The organism is Streptomyces sp. NPDC058051 (assembly GCF_042885475.1).
GTDB lineage: Bacteria > Actinomycetota > Actinomycetes > Streptomycetales > Streptomycetaceae > Streptomyces.
The window spans coordinates 116,255-133,918 of the sequence record NZ_JBHVRW010000003.1 but is presented as its reverse complement, the minus strand read 5'-3'; the positions used below and the strand labels follow the sequence as shown (position 1 = coordinate 133,918).

General features: G+C 69.5%; 15 protein-coding genes. All 15 read left to right on the top strand.

Going from position 1 to position 17,664, the window contains the following annotated elements:
• Positions 1–5 precede the first annotated feature (5 nt).
• The 15 genes from lysA (at position 6) to atpB (ending at position 17,629) form a co-directional block, all read left to right on the top strand.
• Complete coding sequence (gene lysA / locus ACFVUT_RS06260) at positions 6–1,397, top strand: diaminopimelate decarboxylase (protein WP_389644498.1); 1,392 nt, start codon at positions 6–8, stop codon at positions 1,395–1,397.
• 95 nt (positions 1,398–1,492) lie between these two features.
• On the top strand, positions 1,493–2,842 hold the full coding sequence (locus ACFVUT_RS06255) for a homoserine dehydrogenase (protein WP_389644501.1): 1,350 nt from the start codon (positions 1,493–1,495) through the stop codon (positions 2,840–2,842).
• A 6-nt stretch (positions 2,843–2,848) separates the two neighbouring features.
• Positions 2,849–3,919, top strand: a complete 1,071-nt coding sequence (gene thrC, locus ACFVUT_RS06250; RefSeq protein ID WP_389644504.1) for a threonine synthase — start codon at positions 2,849–2,851, stop codon at positions 3,917–3,919.
• Between the two features lie 377 nt (positions 3,920–4,296).
• Positions 4,297–5,214 (top strand): homoserine kinase, encoded by a 918-nt coding sequence (thrB, locus tag ACFVUT_RS06245; protein WP_389644507.1) that lies wholly within the window; start codon positions 4,297–4,299, stop codon positions 5,212–5,214.
• Between the two features lie 387 nt (positions 5,215–5,601).
• Positions 5,602–7,611 (top strand): transcription termination factor Rho, encoded by a 2,010-nt coding sequence (gene rho / locus ACFVUT_RS06240; RefSeq protein WP_389644843.1) that lies wholly within the window; start codon positions 5,602–5,604, stop codon positions 7,609–7,611.
• 390 nt (positions 7,612–8,001) lie between these two features.
• A complete protein-coding gene (locus ACFVUT_RS06235) occupies positions 8,002–9,105 on the top strand; it encodes an LCP family protein (RefSeq protein ID WP_389644511.1) in 1,104 nt (367 codons plus the stop codon).
• Positions 9,106–9,248: 143 nt separating this feature from the next.
• Positions 9,249–9,473, top strand: coding sequence for a 50S ribosomal protein L31 (gene rpmE, locus ACFVUT_RS06230; protein ID WP_073214489.1), 225 nt, complete (start codon positions 9,249–9,251; stop codon positions 9,471–9,473).
• 156 nt (positions 9,474–9,629) lie between these two features.
• Complete coding sequence (prfA, locus tag ACFVUT_RS06225; RefSeq protein ID WP_389644515.1) at positions 9,630–10,706, top strand: peptide chain release factor 1; 1,077 nt, start codon at positions 9,630–9,632, stop codon at positions 10,704–10,706.
• 42 nt (positions 10,707–10,748) lie between these two features.
• On the top strand, positions 10,749–11,594 hold the full coding sequence (gene prmC / locus ACFVUT_RS06220) for a peptide chain release factor N(5)-glutamine methyltransferase (protein WP_389644518.1): 846 nt from the start codon (positions 10,749–10,751) through the stop codon (positions 11,592–11,594).
• Between the two features lie 64 nt (positions 11,595–11,658).
• Positions 11,659–12,306 (top strand): L-threonylcarbamoyladenylate synthase, encoded by a 648-nt coding sequence (locus tag ACFVUT_RS06215; RefSeq protein ID WP_389644521.1) that lies wholly within the window; start codon positions 11,659–11,661, stop codon positions 12,304–12,306.
• Positions 12,303–12,944, top strand: coding sequence for a protein-tyrosine-phosphatase (locus ACFVUT_RS06210; RefSeq protein ID WP_389644524.1), 642 nt, complete (start codon positions 12,303–12,305; stop codon positions 12,942–12,944). The genes ACFVUT_RS06215 and ACFVUT_RS06210 overlap by 4 nt, the downstream gene beginning before the upstream one ends.
• Before the next feature lie 156 nt (positions 12,945–13,100).
• The gene (glyA, locus tag ACFVUT_RS06205) at positions 13,101–14,366 is read left to right on the top strand and encodes a serine hydroxymethyltransferase (RefSeq protein ID WP_389644527.1); all 1,266 of its coding nucleotides are present in this window, start codon (positions 13,101–13,103) and stop codon (positions 14,364–14,366) included.
• Between the two features lie 92 nt (positions 14,367–14,458).
• Positions 14,459–15,883: an MraY family glycosyltransferase gene (locus tag ACFVUT_RS06200; protein ID WP_389644530.1), complete on the top strand. Its 1,425-nt coding sequence runs from the start codon at positions 14,459–14,461 to the stop codon at positions 15,881–15,883.
• A 261-nt stretch (positions 15,884–16,144) separates the two neighbouring features.
• Positions 16,145–16,582, top strand: coding sequence for a hypothetical protein (locus tag ACFVUT_RS06195; RefSeq protein WP_389644533.1), 438 nt, complete (start codon positions 16,145–16,147; stop codon positions 16,580–16,582).
• A gap of 210 nt (positions 16,583–16,792) precedes the next feature.
• Entirely contained in the window at positions 16,793–17,629 is an 837-nt protein-coding gene (gene atpB, locus ACFVUT_RS06190) for a F0F1 ATP synthase subunit A (protein WP_389644846.1), read from the top strand.
• Positions 17,630–17,664: the final 35 nt, after the last annotated feature.

Here is a 17,664-nt window from a genome sequence, read left to right as displayed (position 1 = left end):
ACACGATGAGCCGATCCGCACACCCCGCCGGGCCCCGTCACGCCGATGTCGTGACGGACGGGCACTACACGGCCCCGCCCGCCGATCTGAATGCCCTGGACGAGAAGGTCTGGGCCCGCACCGTCGGCCGCGACGACGACGGCGCGCTCACCGTCGGCGGGATCGAAGTGACGCGGCTGGCCGAGGAGTTCGGCACCCCCGCCTACATCCTCGACGAGAGCGACTTCCGGGCCCGTTGCCGGGCCTGGGCCGATGCCTTCGGGCGGGACGCCGACGTGTTCTACGCCGGCAAGGCGTTCCTGTCGCGCGCCGTCGTGCGCTGGCTCAAGGAGGAAGGGCTCAACCTCGACGTCTGCTCCGGCGGAGAGCTGACCACCGCCCTGGACGCCGGGATGCCCGCCGAGCGCATCGCCTTCCACGGCAACAACAAGACCGTCGCGGAGATCGAGCGGGCGGTCACCGCGGGCGTCGGCCGGATCGTGCTCGACTCCTTCCAGGAGATCGCCCGGGTCGCGCACGTCGCGCAGCGGCTCGGCAAGCGCCAGCCCGTGCAGATCAGGGTGACGGTCGGCGTCGAGGCCCACACCCACGAGTTCATCGCCACCGCGCACGAGGACCAGAAGTTCGGGATCGCGCTGGCCGACGGACAGGCCGCCGAGGCGGTGCGCCGGGCGCTCACCCTCGACGGGCTCGAACTCATCGGCATCCACTCGCACATCGGCTCGCAGATCTTCGACATGGCCGGCTTCGAGGTCTCCGCCCGGCGCGTGGTCGGGCTGCTCGCCGACGTGCGCGACGAGCACGGCGTCGAACTGCCCGAGATCGACCTGGGCGGCGGGCTGGGCATCGCCTACACCTCCGAGGACGACCCGCGCGAACCGCACGAGATCGCCAAGGCGCTCGGCGACATCGTCACCCGCGAGTGCGAGGCGGCCGGGCTCGCCACCCCGCGGATCTCCGTCGAGCCGGGGCGCGCCATCGTCGGCCCCACCGCGTTCACGCTGTACGAGGTCGGCACCATCAAGCCCCTGGAGGGGCTGCGTACGTACGTCAGCGTCGACGGCGGCATGTCGGACAACATCCGCACGGCGCTGTACGACGCCGAGTACAGCGTCGCGCTCGCCTCGCGCACCTCCGAGGCCGAACCGATGCTCGTCCGTGTCGTCGGCAAGCACTGCGAGAGCGGCGACATCGTGGTCAAGGACGCGTTCCTGCCGTCCGACCTGGCGCCCGGCGACCTGATCGCCGTGCCCGCCACCGGCGCGTACTGCCGCTCCATGGCGAGCAACTACAACCATGCCCTGCGTCCGCCCGTCGTCGCCGTGCGTGACGGTCAGGCGCGAGTGATCATCAGGCGGGAGACGGAGGAAGATCTCCTGCGTCTCGATGTCGGCTGATGAAATAGATGTCTCAGGATCCGGACGACGGGCAGAAACTCCCGTCCGGTGAGTGAGACTGGTCCACACACCAGGTGTAGAGGAAACGAGGTCGGATGATGCGTACGCGTCCGCTGAAGGTGGCGCTGCTGGGCTGTGGAGTGGTCGGCTCAGAGGTGGCGCGCATCATGACGACGCACGCCGACGACCTCGCCGCGCGCATCGGCGCGCCGGTCGAGCTCGCCGGTGTCGCCGTGCGCCGGCCCTCCAAGGTACGGGAGGGCATCGACCCCGCCCTGATCACCACCGATGCGACAGCCCTGGTCAAACGGGGCGACATCGACGTCGTCATCGAGGTCATCGGAGGCATCGAGCCCGCCCGGACGCTCATCACCACCGCCTTCGAGCACGGCGCGAGCGTCGTCTCCGCCAACAAGGCGCTGCTCGCCGAGGACGGCGCCGCTCTGCACGGCGCCGCCGAGCAGCACGGCCGGGACCTCTACTACGAGGCCGCCGTCGCCGGCGCCATCCCCCTCGTACGCCCGCTGCGCGAATCCCTCGCCGGTGACAAGGTCAACCGGGTCCTCGGCATCGTGAACGGCACCACCAACTTCATCCTCGACCGGATGGACACGAGCGGAGCCGGGTACTCCGAGGCGCTCGACGAGGCCACCGCGCTCGGATACGCCGAGGCCGACCCGACCGCGGACGTGGAAGGGTTCGACGCCGCCGCCAAGGCCGCGATCCTCGCCGGCATCGCCTTCCACACCCGGGTCAGGATCGGTGATGTGCACCGTGAGGGAATCACCGAGGTCACCGCCGCCGACATCGCCTCGGCGCGCCGCATGGGCTGCACCGTCAAGCTCCTCGCGATCTGCGAGCGCGCCGCCGACGGGCAGTCCGTCACCGCGCGCGTGCATCCCGCGATGATCCCGCTGAGCCACCCGCTGGCCTCCGTCCGCGAGGCGTACAACGCGGTGTTCGTCGAGGCCGAGGCCGCCGGGCAGCTCATGTTCTACGGCCCCGGCGCCGGTGGCTCGCCGACCGCCTCCGCGGTCCTCGGTGACCTGGTCGCGGTCTGCCGCAACAAACTCAACGAGGCCACCGGCCCCGGGGAGTCCGCGTACACGCGTCTGCCGGTCAGCCCCATGGGCGACGTCGTCACGCGGTACCACATCAGTCTCGACGTGGCCGACAAGCCGGGCGTACTCGCCCAGGTCGCGACGGTCTTCGCCGAACAGGGCGTGTCCATCGACACCGTCCGCCAGCAGGGCAGGAATCCGAGCGGCGGCGACGAGGTCGCCATCGAGCAGGGCGGCGGCGGGCGCCGGGAGGGCGGCGAGGCCTCCCTCGTCGTCGTCACCCACCGCGCGCTCGACGCCGCCCTCTCGGCGACCGTCGAAGCGCTGCGCAAGCTCGACACCGTGCGCGGTGTCGCCAGCATCATGCGTGTTGAAGGGGAGTAAGGACCCATGACCACCAAGGGCACCCACCAGTGGCGCGGCATCATCGAGGAGTACCGGGACCGCCTTCCGGTCACGAGCGCGACGCCGGTCGTCACGCTTCGTGAGGGCGGTACGCCGCTCGTCCCCGCTCAGGTCCTCTCCGAGCGCACGGGCTGCGAGGTGCACCTCAAGGTCGAGGGCGCCAACCCCACCGGGTCCTTCAAGGACCGCGGTATGACGATGGCCATCAGCCGGGCCAAGGAGGAGGGCGCACAGGCCGTCATCTGTGCCTCCACCGGCAACACCTCGGCCTCCGCCGCCGCGTACGCGGTCCGGGCCGGCATGGTGTGCGCCGTCCTCGTTCCGCAGGGCAAGATCGCGCTCGGCAAGATGGGGCAGGCGCTCGTGCACGGCGCCAAGATCCTCCAGGTCGACGGAAACTTCGACGACTGCCTGACGCTGGCCCGCTCGCTGTCGGACAACTACCCGGTGGCTCTGGTCAATTCGGTCAACCCGGTCCGGATCGAGGGCCAGAAGACCGCCGCGTTCGAGATCGTCGACGCGCTCGGTGACGCCCCGGACATCCATGTCCTCCCGGTCGGCAACGCGGGCAACATCACCGCGTACTGGAAGGGCTACACCGAGTACGCGGGCGACGGCATGGCCGCGCACACCCCGCGCATGTGGGGCTTCCAGGCCTCCGGTTCCGCGCCGATCGTCCGCGGTGAGATCGTCAAGGACCCGGCCACCATCGCCACCGCGATCCGGATCGGCAACCCGGCCTCCTGGCAGTACGCCCTGAACGCCAGGGACGAATCGGGCGGTTTCATCGATGAGGTGACCGATCGTCAGATTCTGGCCGCCTACCGCCTGTTGGCCTCTCAGGAGGGTGTCTTCGTCGAGCCCGCGTCGGCCGCGTCCGTCGCCGGTCTGCTGAAGGCCGCCGAGGAGGGAAAGGTCGACCCGGGCCAGAAGATCGTCTGCACGGTCACCGGCAACGGCCTCAAGGACCCCGACTGGGCCGTCGCGGGCGCCCCGCAGCCGGTCACGGTCCCGGTCGACGCGGCCACCGCCGCCGAGAAGCTCGGCCTCGCCTGAGCCCTCGTACCGGCCGGCGCCGCTCCTGCCCCGGTCCGGCGGGAGCGGGATCCGCCGGACGGGGGCGGCTCGGCGCATGTCCGGCAGGAATCTCGTCCGGTAGTCGGTAGGAATCCAGCTCAACCACCCCTTTTCGGGGCGGAGAGCGCATAGGAGGCGGGCGACACGCATCGTGCGCCTCCTGTGCGCCCTATGTCGCTACAGAACCTTCCTTCGATAAGCTGTACTCAACCCGCGCCGCCGCATCTGCCGCAGTGCAAGGGCCGTTGTGGCCGTCGGTATCCCCGGAATCCCACTCCCCGCCGCCACGACCTCCCGCCGCCGTGGAGAAACCGCTTCACCACCCCCGCTGTCTCACAAGGAGAGTCGTCCGACCGATGGCTGGTCCCGCCTTCCGAGCCGCCGCCGTCCGGGTGCGCGTCCCCGCGACCAGCGCCAACCTGGGCCCGGGTTTCGATGCCCTCGGCCTGTCGCTGGGGCTGTACGACGACGTCGTCGTCCGCGTGGCCGACTCCGGACTGCACATCGACATCGCGGGTGAGGGTGCGGACACGCTGCCCCGCGACGAGAACCACCTCCTCGTGCGCTCCCTGCGCACGGCCTTCGACGTGCTCGGCGGACAGCCGCGCGGCCTGGAGATCGTCTGCGCCAACCGGATTCCGCACGGACGCGGACTCGGTTCCTCCTCCGCCGCCATCTGCGCCGGCATCGTCGCCGCCCGTGCCGTCACGACCGGCGGTGACGCGCGTCTCGACGACGCCGCACTGCTGGAACTCGCCACCGAGATCGAGGGGCACCCCGACAATGTCGCGGCCTGTCTGCTCGGCGGATTCACCCTTGCCTGGATGGACGGCGGATCGGCTCGCGCGATCAGGATGGATCCCGCAGATTCCATCGTTCCGGTGGTTTTCGTCCCCAGCAAGCCGGTCCTGACCGAGACCGCCCGCGGCCTGCTGCCGCGGACGGTCCCGCACGTCGACGCGGCCTTCAACGCGGGGCGCGCCGCGCTCCTCGTCGAGGCCCTGACCAGGCGCCCCGAGCTGCTGCTCACCGCCACCGAGGACCGGCTGCACCAGGAATACCGCGCCCCCGCGATGCCGCAGAGCGTGGAACTCGTGAACCGACTGCGCGCCGATGGCGTCCCCGCAGTCATCTCCGGTGCCGGGCCGACCGTGCTCGCACTGACCGAGGACGGTGCGGCCGACAAGGTCGCACAGCTGGCGGGCGGGGGATGGGCGGCCAATCGGCTCACTCTCGACGCCCCGGGTGCGAGTGTGCTGCCGCTGGCCCCATAGCCGAGAAGTGATTGCCGGTGAGTGAGAGGGGGAATGTTTGTTGGAGCCGGTAGTGTTAACCTCAAGTCTGCAACCGACGTCTATGTGGCGCGTTGCTTCGTGTCCCTTTCCGGGACCACCATTTCTTCCGGGAGCCTCCTCTCAACTGCCTGAGCAGCCTGCCTGAGCAGTTTCGTGCACGCTCCGGAACCGGCACGACACCCCTCGCTTGTTCAGGAGTGGGCCGAGCAGGGGGATGCTCGCGCCGGACCCATGCACACCTTCATCTCTCCGCCGTACCCGGCGGACCACCGCCCCGGCACGGTCCGCAACAAGAAGACCGCAGTCGGACAGCACAACCGGTCGCCGAGCCAGAAGGCCGACGTCCGCTCCAGGGAAGGACCCTTCGTGAGCGACACCACCGATCTGATGGGCGTGACTGCCGACAAGACTGTCGGCAGCGCTGCGCCCGCCGAAGGTGCTGCCACTGGCACCACCGCACGGCGCCGCCGCTCCGGCACCGGCCTTGACGGCATGGTCCTGGCCGAGCTGCAGCAGGTCGCGTCCGGCCTCGGCATCAAGGGCACTGCGCGGATGCGCAAGGGCCAGCTGATCGAGGTCATCAAGGAGGCGCAGGCCGGAAGCTCCGCCGCGCCCAAGGCCGCCGCGCCCGCCGCGGATGCCGAGACCAAGCCGAAGCGCCGTGCCACCTCCAAGGCGCGCACCGGGGAGGAGTCCGCAGCCGCCGCGCCTGCCGAGAAGGCCGTCGCGCAGCAGCAGATCGACATCCCCGGCCAGCCGGCCAGCGACGACCAGCCCACGGGCGAGCGCCGTCGGCGCCGTGCGACCGCTCAGGCGGGCAGCCCGGAGGGCAAGGCGGAGAGCAAGTCGGCCGCCGAGGCCAAGGTGGAGCCGCAGTCCGAGCCGAAGGGCGACGACCGCGCCGACACCAAGGCCGAAGCCGCCGCCGACACGGCCGAGGGCCGCCGAGGCGACCGCCAGGACCGCGGTCAGCGCGGCGACCGGCAGGAGCGCGGCGAGCGCGGGGACCGTCGCGACCGCCAGCGCGACCGCCGCGGCAAGGGTGACGAGCAGGCCGGCCAGGGCAGCCAGGGCCAGCAGGGCGGCCAGCGCCAGCAGCGCCAGAGCAGCGGCCCGCAGGACGACTACGACGACGAGGCGGGTGGCCGCCGCGGTCGCCGCGGCCGCTACCGCGACCGCCGTGGCCGCCGTGGCCGCGAGGAGTTCGCCAGCGAGGTTCCGGTCTCCGACGACGACGTCCTGATCCCTGTCGCGGGCATCCTGGACATCCTCGACAACTACGCGTTCATCCGGACCTCCGGCTACCTGCCGGGCCCGAACGACGTGTACGTGTCGCTCGCGCAGGTCCGCAAGAACGGCCTGCGCAAGGGTGACCACGTCACCGGTGCGGTGCGTCAGCCCAAGGACGGCGAGCGCCGCGAGAAGTTCAACGCGCTGGTCCGCCTCGACTCGGTCAACGGCATGGCGCCCGAAACCGGCCGCGGCCGCCCGGAGTTCCAGAAGCTGACCCCGCTCTACCCGCAGGACCGGCTCCGCCTGGAGACCGACTCCAACGTCCTGACGACGCGGATCATCGACCTGGTCGCGCCGATCGGCAAGGGCCAGCGAGGGCTGATCGTGGCCCCGCCGAAGACCGGCAAGACCATGATCCTGCAGGCGATCGCCAACGCGATCACGGTCAACAGCCCCGAGTGCCACCTGATGGTCGTCCTGGTCGACGAGCGTCCGGAAGAGGTCACCGACATGCAGCGGTCGGTGAAGGGCGAGGTCATCTCCTCGACCTTCGACCGTCCCGCCGAGGACCACACCACCGTCGCCGAGCTGGCCATCGAGCGCGCCAAGCGTCTCGTGGAGCTGGGTCACGACGTGGTCGTCCTGCTGGACTCCATCACCCGCCTCGGCCGTGCGTACAACCTCGCGGCCCCCGCCTCCGGCCGCATCCTGTCCGGTGGTGTCGACTCGACCGCGCTGTACCCGCCGAAGCGCTTCTTCGGTGCCGCGCGCAACATCGAGGACGGCGGTTCGCTGACCATCCTGGCCACCGCGCTCGTCGAGACCGGCTCGCGCATGGACGAGGTGATCTTCGAGGAGTTCAAGGGCACCGGCAACATGGAGCTCAAGCTCGACCGGAAGCTCTCGGACAAGCGCATCTTCCCGGCGGTGGACGTCGACGCGTCCAGCACCCGCAAGGAAGAAATCCTGCTCGGCAGCGACGAGTTGGCCATCGTCTGGAAGCTGCGCCGGGTGCTGCACGCACTCGACCAGCAGCAGGCGATCGAGCTCCTCCTGGACCGGATGAAGAAGACCCAGTCCAACGCGGAGTTCCTGCTCCAGATCCAGAAGACGACGCCCGCTCCGGGCAACGGCAACGACTGACGCCGTACCCGCACCGGCCGGATCACAGGGCCGCCCCCGTCACCGAGGTGACGGGGGCGGCCCTGTGCCGTGGGGCGGTCGCGCGTGTGAAGCGGACGATTCGAGCCTTTGGGACGATGCGAGACCTTCGCCACACGGCGGCCTCTCCGGCGGAGCCGGTCGCTCTACCTGTATGGGGCAAGAAACCGCAGGTGAGCGCGGGATCACCGACTGTTCGTCGATGCGGTGCATCCGTTTTGTCCTCACACGGATGTGACGGGTCGTTGTGCAACCCTTTGTGCATGTCTCCACGTCGTAGGCAGTGGCGGCATGTCGCCGAAGCGACACGATCAGTGCCCGAACACCGCTACAGGGGGTAGCCGGGAGACGCCGACGACCGGAGGAGCAACGATGACCGAGCAGAGCGGGAGCGGCGGCCGAATACGCCCCACCGGCAGTCGCCGGAAGAAGCCGTCCCGGCGCCGCAGGGCGACGGTGATCGCGGCCTGGACCCTGGCCGGCGCCGTGATCGTCGCCGGCGGCGGGCTCGGATACGCCTACTTCAGGATCGACGGCAATCTGAAGTCCGTCGACATCAACGCGGCGCTCGGCAAGAACCGCCCCGACAGCGCGGACAACGGCGCCGAGGACATCCTCGTGCTCGGTTCGGACTCCCGCTCCGGCGCGAACTCCGCGTACGGCGCCGACGAGGGCACGGCCCGGTCCGACACCGCGATGGTCGTGCACATCGACAAGGGCCACAGGTCGGCCTCGGTCGTCTCCATCCCCCGCGACACCCTCGTCACCCGCCCCGACTGCACCAGCGACACCACGGGGCGGACCGTCGCGGGTCAGCAGCGCGCGATGTTCAACACGGCGTACGAGGTCGGCGGACCCGCCTGCGCGGTCAAGACCGTCGAGGCCATGTCGGGCATCCGCATGGACCACTACCTCGAAGTCGACTTCACCGGCTTCAAGAAGGTCATCGACGAACTGGGCGGCGTGCGGATCACCACCACCAAGGCGATCCACGACTCCGCGAGCCATCTGAACCTCGAACCCGGCACCCACACCCTCGACGGCGAGCAGGCGCTGGGCCTCGTGCGCACCCGCAAGAGCGTCGGCGACGGCAGCGACCTCGGCCGCATCCAGCTCCAGCAGGCGTTCATCAAGGCACTGATGGAACAGGTCAGGAGCGTCGGGGTGTTCTCGAACCCGAAGACCCTCTTCGACCTCGCGGACACGGCGACGAAGGCCGTCACCACCGACTCCGACCTGGGTTCGGTCAAGCAGCTCACCGGCTTCGCGAACGGCCTCAAGGGGCTCCGGGCGCAGAACGTCCACATGATCACCCTGCCCGTGCGCTACGACCCGGCCGACCCGAACCGCGTCGTACCGCTGGAGGAGTCCGCCCAGCAGGTGTGGACGGCGCTCAAGCAGGACAAGGCCATCCCCGCGTCGGCCACCGAGAACTCGGCGGGTGACAAGGGCGTCGCGGGCAGCGTCGTGAGGTGACCGGCCGGGGGCGGGAATAGGTGCGGCCCGCCCCCGGTTTTGGGAGATACGGCCGGTCCTGGCAGACTGGTACGTCGGCCCCGGTTCACGGACGCGCAATCCGCGCGTACGACCCGGCGCCCTCCCGAACCTAGGAGAAACCCTTGAAGCGCGACATCCACCCCGAGTACGTCGAGACGCAGGTCAGCTGCACCTGTGGCGCCTCGTTCACGACCCGGAGCACCATCGACGGCGGCAGCATCCGCGCCGACGTCTGCTCCGAGTGCCACCCGTTCTACACGGGCAAGCAGAAGATCCTCGACACCGGTGGCCGCGTGGCCCGCTTCGAGGCCCGCTTCGGCAAGGCTGCCGGCTCCGCCAGCAAGTAGCGAGCCACTGCGCCGGTTCTCGGCGCCCTCTTCCCGGGGGCGCCGAGACCGGCGTTTTTTCCGGCCCGGGGTCACGGGCCGTCCTCCGTGCCCCCGTCCGGACAGCATCACGCCGTCCCGCAGGCACGTTTGAATGAAGGAACCAGGAGCACGAAGATGTTCGAGGCGGTCGAGGAACTGATCGGCGAACAGGCCGATCTTGAGAAGAAGCTCGCGGACCCCGCGGTCCACGCCGACCAGGCCAACGCGCGCAGGCTCAACAAGCGCTACGCCGAGCTGACCCCGATCGTCACCACGTACCGCTCCTGGAAGCAGACGGGGGACGACATCGAGACGGCACGGGAGCTCGCCGCCGACGACCCCGACTTCGCCGCGGAGGTCAAGGACCTGGAGAAGCAGCGCGAAGAGCTCACCGAGAAGCTCCGCCTCCTCCTGGTCCCGCGCGACCCCAGCGACGACAAGGACGTGCTCCTGGAGATCAAGGCGGGCGCGGGCGGCGACGAGTCCGCACTGTTCGCCGGCGATCTGCTGCGCATGTACCTGCGCTACGCCGAACGCGTCGGCTGGAAGACCGAGATCATCGACTCCACCGAGTCCGAACTCGGCGGATACAAGGACGTCCAGGTCGCCGTGAAGACCAAGGGCGGCAACGGCGCCATCGAGCCCGGACAGGGCGTGTGGGCCCGGCTGAAGTACGAGGGCGGGGTGCACCGCGTGCAGCGGGTGCCGTCCACCGAGTCCCAGGGCCGCATCCACACCTCCGCCGCCGGTGTGCTCGTCACGCCCGAGGCCGAGGAGGTCGACGTCGAGATCCACGCCAACGATCTCCGTATCGACGTCTACCGCTCCTCGGGCCCCGGTGGCCAGTCCGTCAACACGACGGACTCCGCCGTCCGCATCACCCACCTGCCGACCGGCGTCGTCGCCTCCTGCCAGAACGAGAAGAGCCAGCTCCAGAACAAGGAGCAGGCCATGCGTATCCTGCGTTCGCGACTGCTCGCGGCCGCCCAGGAGGCCGCCGAGCAGGAGGCTTCGGACGTACGGCGCAGCCAGGTGCGCACAGTCGACCGTTCCGAGAAGATCCGTACGTACAACTTCCCGGAAAACCGCATCTCGGACCACCGCGTCGGCTTCAAGGCGTACAACTTGGACCAGGTGCTCGACGGCGACCTGGATACCGTGATCCAGGCCTGTGTCGACGCCGACTCCGCAGCCAAGCTCGCCGCCGCGTGAGCCCGAACCCGCCCCGCCCGTAACCCCGTACGGAGAACCGCGATGAACCTGCTGCTCGCCGAGGTGGCCCAGGCCACTCAGCGGCTGGCCGACGCCGGTGTGCCCTCACCGCGATTCGACGCGGAGGAACTCGCCGCGTTCGTGCACGGTGTCAAGCGCGGCGAACTGCACCGTGTGCCGGACGCGGACTTCGACGCCCGGTACTGGGAGGCGATCGCCCGACGCGAGGCCCGCGAACCGCTCCAGCACATCACCGGACGCGCCTTCTTCCGCTATCTGGAGCTCCAGGTCGGCCCCGGGGTCTTCGTCCCCCGCCCGGAGACCGAATCGGTCGTCGGCTGGGCGATAGAGGCCGTGCGCGCGATGGACGTCGTCGAGCCGACCGTCGTCGACCTGTGCAGCGGATCGGGCGCCATCGCCCTGGCCATGGCGCAGGAGGTGCCGCGCTCACGCGTGCACGCCGTCGAACTCTCCGACGACGCCCTGAAGTGGACCAGGAAGAACGCCGACGGATCCCGGGTCACCGTCCACCAGGGAGACGCCCTCACGGCCCTGCCCGAGCTGGACGGCCAGGTCGACCTGGTCATCTCCAACCCGCCGTACATCCCGCTCACCGAGTGGGAGTACGTGGCACCCGAGGCCCGCGACCACGACCCGGAGATGGCCCTCTTCTCCGGGGAGGACGGCCTCGACACCATCCGCGGCATCGAACGCACCGCGCACCGCCTGCTGCGCCCCGGCGGCCTCGTCGTCATCGAGCACGCCGACACCCAGGGCGGCCAGGTGCCGTGGATCTTCACCGAGGAACGCGGCTGGGCCGACGCGGCCGACCACCCCGACCTGAACAACCGGCCGCGGTTCGCCACGGCCCGCAAGGCCACGCCGTGACCGGCGGCCACCACCCGCACGACCCGTACCCGCCATACCCGTACATGCTTGAGGAGGCCGGCTGATGGCACGGCGATACGACTGCAACGACGCGACCGACCGTACGACGGGTCTGCGTGAGGCCGCGTCGGCCGTCCGCCGCGGCGAACTGGTCGTGCTGCCCACCGACACCGTGTACGGGATCGGCGCGGACGCGTTCTCCGCCGAGGGCGTCGCCGACCTGCTCGCCGCCAAGGGACGTGGCCGCAACATGCCCACACCCGTCCTGATCGGCTCCCCGAACACCCTGCACGGACTGGTCACCGACTTCTCCGAGCAGGCCTGGGAGCTCGTCGACGCCTTCTGGCCCGGCGCCCTCACGCTCGTCGCCAAGCACCAGCCGTCGTTGCAGTGGGACCTCGGCGACACCCGCGGCACCGTCGCCGTGCGGATGCCGCTGCACCCGGTGGCCATCGAACTGCTCACCGAAGTCGGGCCGATGGCCGTCTCCAGCGCCAACCTCACCGGACACCCGTCCCCCGAGGACTGCGACGCCGCCCAGGAGATGCTCGGCGACTCCGTCTCCGTCTACCTCGACGGCGGCCCGACCCCCGGCAACGTGCCGTCGTCCATCGTCGACGTGACCGGCAAGGTCCCCCTGCTGCTGCGCGCCGGCGCGCTCACCGTCGAGGAACTCCGCAAGGTGGTACCCGACCTTGAGGTGGCCAATTGACCGCCCCTGAGGGGCGTGGCATAGCGGGGCAGGCCGACACTTTCCGCATCCTCCACGTCAGCACCGGCAACGTCTGCCGCTCGCCGATCACCGAGCGGCTGACCCGCCACGCCCTGGTGGACCGCCTCGGCGATCCGCTTCAGGGCGGACTGATCGTGGAGAGCGCGGGCACCTGGGGCCATGAGGGCGCGCCCATGGAGGCCAACGCCGAGATCGTGCTGGCCGACTTCGGCGCCGACACCACCGGCTTCGTCGGCCGGGAACTGCTCGACGAGCACGTGATCCGTGCCGACCTGGTGCTCACCGCCACCCGCGACCACCGGGCGCAGGTGATCTCGATGGGTCACTCGGCCGGTCTGCGGACCTTCACGCTCAAGGAGTTCACCCGGCTGGTCCGGGCCATAGACCCCGCCACGCTGCCCGATCCGCGCGACGAGGGCGTGGTCGAGCGTGCGCGGGCGCTGGTGCGCGCCGCGGCCGCGCTTCGCGGCTGGCTGCTGGCCCCCACCGCCGAGGCCGACGAGGTGCACGACCCGTACGGCGCGCCGATCACGTTCTTCCGGTCCATCGGCGACGAGATCAACCAGGCACTCGATCCGGTGGTCACGGCGCTGACCGGCGTGCCCGCCCCGCACTGACGCGCCCTCCGACGCCACTCTGACGGCCGTGCGCACCACCCGGCACCCTGAGGGCCGGGCGGGTGTACGGCGTCGCCGCACAGCGCGCAGGGGGCCCTTCACGGGCCTACATTGGAGCTGACGCCAGCGCACCCTCCCCAGGCCCGGAGCCGTCAGATGCCGGTCACCACTCCTGCCGCCGCACCCTCCTCCGCCGACGCGGCCCTGCCGCAGGACTTCGACGCCCTGCGGCGGGAGGATCCGGAGATCGCCGCGGTGCTGCTGGGGGAGCTGAGCCGGCAGTCGACCACCCTCCAGCTGATCGCGGCCGAGAACTTCACCTCGCCCGCCGTCCTCGCCGCCCTCGGCTCACCGCTCGCGAACAAGTACGCCGAGGGCTATCCCGATGCCCGGTACCACGGGGGCTGTGAGCAGGCCGACGCCGCCGAGCGCATCGCCTGCCGCCGGGCCACCGCCCTCTTCGGCGCCGAACACGCCAACGTCCAGGCGCACTCCGGTTCCTCCGCCGTCCTCGCCGCATACGCGGCACTGCTGCGCCCCGGCGACACGGTGCTCGCCATGGGACTTCCGTACGGCGGACATCTCACGCACGGCTCGCCCGCCAACTTCTCCGGCCGCTGGTTCGAGTTCGTCGGTTACGGGGTGGACTCCGAGAGCGGGCTGATCGACTACGAGCAGGTGCGCGCCCTGGCCCGTGCGCACCGTCCCAAGGCGATCGTCAGCGGCTCGATCTCGTATCCCCGCCACCCCGACTACGAACTGTTCCGGGAGATCGCCGACGAGGTGGGCGCGTACCTCATCGCCGACGCCGCGCATCCCATGGGGCTGATCGCCGGGGGAGCGGCGCCGAGCCCCGTCCCGTACGCCGACGTGGTCTGCGCGACGACGCACAAGGTGCTGCGCGGTCCGCGCGGCGGGATGATCCTGTGCGGCACGGAACTGGCCGAGCGCATCGACCGGGCGGTCTTCCCGTTCACCCAGGGCGGCGCCCAGATGCACACGGTCGCCGCGAAGGCCGTCGCGTTCGGTGAGGCGGCCACTCCGGCGTTCACGGAGTACGCCCACCGGGTGGTGGCCCATGCCCGGGTGCTGGCCGCAGGTCTGGAGGGCGAGGGATTCGAGATCACCACGGGTGGCACGGACACCCATCTGATCGTCGCGGACCCGGCCCCGCTGGGCGTCGACGGACCCACGGCCCGCGCCCGGCTGGCGGCGGCCGGCGTGGTGCTGGACACCTGCGCGCTTCCGTACGGGGACGCGCGGGGCGTCCGGCTCGGGACCGCGGCCGTCACCACCCAGGGCATGGACGACGCCGACATGGCACGGCTGGCCGTGCTCTTCGGGGCAGCGGTGCGTGAGGAGGCCGACATCCGTGCGGAGGTCGAGGAACTGGCCAGGAAATATCCGCCCTATCCGGGGTAGACGTGCCCAGTGCAACCATCTGTCCCGTCACCTTGTCCTCAATCATGTGCCCGACGTAGTTAAGGTGTGGGCTGAGATGGCCGGCGATATCTGTGGGGCAGCCCGTGCGTGATTACCTGCTGACGCTCTGTGTCACGGCCGCGGTTACCTATCTGCTGACCGGCCCGGTGCGCAAGTTCGCCATCGCGGTCGGGGCGATGCCCGCGATCCGTGCGCGTGACGTCCACCGAGAACCGACACCGAGGCTCGGTGGCATCGCCATGTTCGGCGGACTGTGCGCCGGACTGATCGTCGCGGCCCACCTGTACAACCTCGACGGCGTCTTCCAGCTCTCCAACGAGCCGCGGGCGCTGCTCTCCGGGGCCGCGCTGATCTGGCTGATCGGTGTCCTGGACGACAAGTTCGAGATCGACGCGCTGATCAAGCTCGGCGGTCAGATGATCGCCGCCGCGGTCATGGTGATCCAGGGTCTGACGATCCTGTGGCTGCCGATCCCCGGCGTGGGTACCGTCGCGCTGACCCAGTGGCAGGGCACGCTGCTCACGGTCGCCCTGGTCGTCATCACCATCAACGCGGTCAACTTCGTCGACGGCCTGGACGGTCTCGCGGCGGGCATGGTGTGCATCGCGTCCGCCGCGTTCTTCCTGTACACGTACCGGCTCTGGTACGGGCACATGATCGAGGCGGCGGCCCCCGCGACGCTCTTCACGGCGATCCTGATGGGTATGTGCCTCGGCTTCCTGCCGCACAACATGCATCCGGCCCGGATCTTCATGGGCGACTCGGGTTCCATGCTGATCGGCCTGGTGCTGGCGGCCGGCGCGATCTCCGTCACGGGCCAGGTCGACCCGGACACGATGAAGCTCTTCGCGGGCAGTGAGCGCGAGGCCACTCACGCGATGCTGCCGGTCTTCATCCCGCTGCTGCTGCCGTTGAGCATCATCGCGATCCCGGCCGCCGACCTGGTGCTGGCGATCGTGCGGCGTACCTGGAACGGTCAGTCGCCGTTCGCGGCGGACCGGGGCCATCTGCACCACCGGCTGCTGGAGATCGGTCATTCGCACAGCAGGTCCGTGCTGATCATGTACTTCTGGTCGGCCCTGATCGCCTTCGGCGCGGTCGGCTATTCCGTGCACTCGGCGTCCCTGTGGATCGTGCTGGTGATCGTGGGGCTGAGCACACTGGGCCTCGTCCTGCTGCTGATGCCGCGCTTCACCCCGCGGGCGCCGCACTGGGCGGAACGCTTCGTGCCGCCCCGCTACCGCCGTCGCCGCAGCAAGGGCGAGGTTCCGGAGGAGGAACCCTCGGCGGCGCTTCGGGCGGAGTCCTCGTCCGACTCCGAAGGCCGGCTGTCCGAAGGGCAACAGGGGCCGCTGGAAGCGCAGATGGGGCGGGAGGGGCACGAGCTTCAGGAGCGCGCCCCGGTCGTCGTGGGAGTCGCCGGCGTCAACGGGGCGACTGCGATTGGCCCCCGTTCGCGCCTTTCGGACAGAGACAAGGCCGATTCCGCGCGTTGACGATTCGGTCACCACGGGGCAATACCAGACAATGCGAGCGTTGTCTTGCTCACATGCGCATGTTCACCCTTGCGTGTGACAGCAAGCACACTTTCTAGGTAAAGACCTCATCAAATAGTTTGTGATACCGTTCACGAAGCCCGGTGACGAAGCCGAAGAACTTGAGTAGCACGGTTCATTGGCCCGAGGCATCGACTCGGACCGGGCCTACGCTCGTCCACGACGACACACTGCCCACCCCCTGCAAGCGGAGCTGCCGCCATGCCGTCCAACGACGCCCGGAGTCTCCTCCACACCGCCGTACCCACCGCTGTCGCCGGCGCTGTTGCCGCCGCCGTCAGTGCTGGTGTGGCCGGCGGCAAGGGAGCCCTGGGTGCGGCCGTTGCGACGCTCGTGGTGATCCTCTTCATGGGGATCGGACTCGTGGTCCTGCAACGGACCGCGCGGTCCCTGCCGCATCTCTTCCAGGCGATGGGGCTGATGCTGTATACAGCCCAGCTTCTCCTGCTGTTCATTTTCGTCGCCGCATTCAAGAACACCACGATGTTCAACCCGAAGGCCTTCGCGATCGCTCTGGTCGCGACGACCCTCGTGTGGATCGGTGCACAGGCGCGTGCGCACATGAAGGCCAAGATCCTTTACGTCGAGCCCGAGTCCGAAAAGGACGAAAAGCCCAAGAACGCCGGGGCGAAATCGTGAAGGGTAGGGGCGGAATAAGCGCGGGTCCAAGACCCTGCTATCGTCCGGTTCCAACTGCGGCATTGCGGGCGCGGGCATGTGAGCTGACGCCTGCTCGATCGCGAGGCTCAATGCCTGACTGCCGCTCACACATCCGTAACACCAGTCCAGTGCCGAACCGCGGCTGCGCGCCGCGCCGACACAACGAGGTTGCCGTACCTATGCGCCACGCTGAAGGAGCCCGCGGTGAGTGCTGACCCGACACAGGTGCTCGCCTTCGAGACCGATTGCCACATCTTCGACGGTTGTGGTTTCCCGGCACCCGGCCTGCACTCGTTCCTGTTCGAGCCCCTCTGGGGCGATGCGGACAGCAACGTGTACTTCAACAAGCCGATGCTGCTGGCCCTGCTCGGCTCGATCATCGTCGTCGGTTTCTTCTGGGCCGCCTTCCGCAAGCCGAAGGTCGTCCCGGGCAAGCTGCAGATGGTCGCCGAGACGGGCTACGACTTCATCCGTCGTGGCATCGTCTACGAGACGCTGGGCAAGCGCGAGGGTGAGAAGTACGTCCCGCTCATCGTCTCGCTGTTCTTCTTCGTCTGGATGATGAACCTCTGGTCGATCATCCCGGTGGCGCAGTTCCCGGTGACGTCGATCATCGCCTACCCCATCGTGCTGGCGGCGATCGTCTACGTCCTGTGGGTCAGCCTGACCTTCAAGCGCCACGGTTTCGTCGGCGCCTTCAAGAACTTCACCGGGTACGACAAGTCGCTCGGCCCGGTGCTGCCGCTGGCCATGTTCATCGAGTTCTTCTCGAACCTGCTGGTCCGGCCCTTCACCCACGCCGTGCGACTCTTCGCGAACATGTTCGCAGGCCACACCCTGCTGCTGCTGTTCACGATCGCCAGCTGGTACCTGCTCAACGGCATCGGGATCGCCTACGCGGGCGTCTCCTTCGTGATGGTCATCGTGATGACCGCCTTCGAGCTCTTCATCCAGGCGCTGCAGGCGTACGTCTTCGTGCTCCTGACCTGCACCTTCATCCAGGGCGCGCTCGCCGAGCACCACTGAGCATCCCGCACCCGACCCTTATTCGTCCGGTGGCC